Raw genomic sequence first — 2,065 nt, 5'->3', positions numbered from 1 at the left:
CCGGCGGGCCTTGCCGCGGCTGCCCCAGCTGGTGTTGCGCGGGCCCATGGCGGCGCGCACCACGTCGAACAACCACGGGTCGGTGAGCGTGTCGCGCCATTGCGGCGCAGGCGCGGCGCGGCGGGCGTGGGCCCAGGCGCGGCGCAGCACCTGCGGCGCGGAGTGTTCTTCGGGTGTCACCAGCAGGCGGTTCGCGAGCAGGCGCTGGCCCAACGCCGAACGGCTGGTCAGCACCGCCAGCGGCACGGCCAGCAAGAGCGGCAGGCCCATCGGCGCCAGCCACAGGCTCGCCTGCGGTTGCAGCCACAACACCGCCACCGCGATGGCGGCCACCACCGAGCTGATCAGGCCAAAGCGTTGCAACGCGTCGGCCCAGCCGATGTCGTTGGCTTCGCGCGGGGGCGACTTCCAGTCGAGCTTCAAGCCGGTGAGCGCGACCACCACGAACACCGTGTGCGCCATCATGCGCACCGGCGCCTGCAGCAGCGACAAACCGGCTTCGAGGAAGGCGCCACGCACCAGGGCCGAGGTGCCGCCGTAGCGGCGCGGCTGGCCCGTCATCACCATGGGCAGCACGCCCCAGACACCCGGCAGCGCGAGCATCAACACGGTGGCCGCCCACAGGCCAGCGATCTCGAGTGGCACCGCCCGGGCTTCACCTGCGACGGCCACACCGCCCCACATCCACAGCCCCGCGCCCAGCAGCACCGACACCAGCCACAGCGGCGCCGACAGATAAGCCAACGCTCCGGTGAACAGCATCGCGCGGTGCACACCGTGCAGGCCGGGCTCGGCCATCAGGCGGGCGTTTTGCAGGTTGCCCTGGCACCAGCGGCGGTCGCGTTGGAGTTCTTCAAGAAGGTTGGGGGGCTGTTGTTCGTAACTGCCGTGCAGGTCGTGCACCAGCCACACGTGGTAACCGGCACGGCGCATCAGCGCGGCCTCGACGAAGTCGTGCGACAGCAGCTCGCCGCTCAAGCCACCGTGGCCTGGCAGCGGTGCGAGCGCGCAATGTTTCATGAAGGGCTCGATGCGGATGATCGCGTTGTGGCCCCAGTAGTGCGACTCGCCCAACTGCCAGTACTGCATGCCGGCGGTGAACAAACGCCCCGTCACGCGGCCTGAAAACTGCTGCGAGCGGGCGTGCACCGTGTCGAGCCCGCAGGCCTGCGGTGCGGTCTGCAGGATGCCGGCGCTGGGGTGGGCTTCCATCAGGCGCACGAGCTTCACGAGGCAGTCGCCGCTCATCACGCTGTCGGCGTCGAGCACGACCATGTAGCGGTACTTGCGGCCGAAGCGGCGGCAGAAGTCGGCCACGTTGCCGGCCTTGCGCTTGGTGCGGCGCTGGCGCCAGCGGTAGTAGATGCGCCCCGCTGAACCACACTCATGGCGCAGCTCGGCCCAGGCCGCCAATTCGGCGGCGCGGATTTCGGGGTCGCTGGTGTCCGACAGCAGGTACACGTCAAACAAACTCGATGCGCCCGTGGCCGCGAGCGACTCGCAGGTGGCGCGCAGGCCGGCAAACACGGTGGCCACCTGCTCGTTGCAGATGGGCATGACGATGGCGGTGCGTGCGCTCACGTGAATGGGTTCGTGCCCGACCGACGAAGCCGACATGGCGTGCGCGTCGCCACGCCACAGCACCCAGAAGCCCATCATCGCGGTGAAGAACCCGGCCGACACCCAGGCGAAGAGCAGCGCATACAAGGCGATCTGCAGCGTGCGCAGCGCGGCGTTGTCGAACGCGGGCAGCACCTGGGCCAGCAGCGTGCTGGCACCGGCGGCCGAGAGTGTGATCAGCGCGAGCAGCACACGGCGGCGCGCTTGAGCTGCACGCTCCCAGGGCAGGCGAGGCCCACTCTCCGTTCGCACTGAGCCTGCCTGTCCTGAGCCAGGTCGAAGGGTCGAAGTGCCTGCACCGAGCTGCGCGCTGGGCTTCGACCGGCTCAGCCCGAACGTGGATTTGATGATGTCGCCCAGGCTGCGCAAGAAGCCGCGCCATGGTGTGGCGACCATCGAGCCGCGAAGCATGGGTGGGGTGCTCGGCCCGTACGCGGCCGAATCA

Annotated in this window: 1 pseudogene; it reads right to left on the bottom strand. The window is 69.6% G+C overall.

Annotated features, from left to right (window positions below):
- Nucleotides 1–111 precede the first annotated feature (111 nt).
- Nucleotides 112–2,065 (bottom strand): annotated as a pseudogene (gene mdoH, locus RMO40_RS13195) (glucans biosynthesis glucosyltransferase MdoH); the annotation flags it as partial.

The organism is Rhizobacter sp., from assembly GCF_031412075.1.
Taxonomy (GTDB): Bacteria; Pseudomonadota; Gammaproteobacteria; order Burkholderiales; family Burkholderiaceae_C; genus Rhizobacter.
The sequence above is the reverse complement of the archived record's forward strand: the minus strand, read 5'-3'. Positions and strand labels throughout refer to the sequence as shown.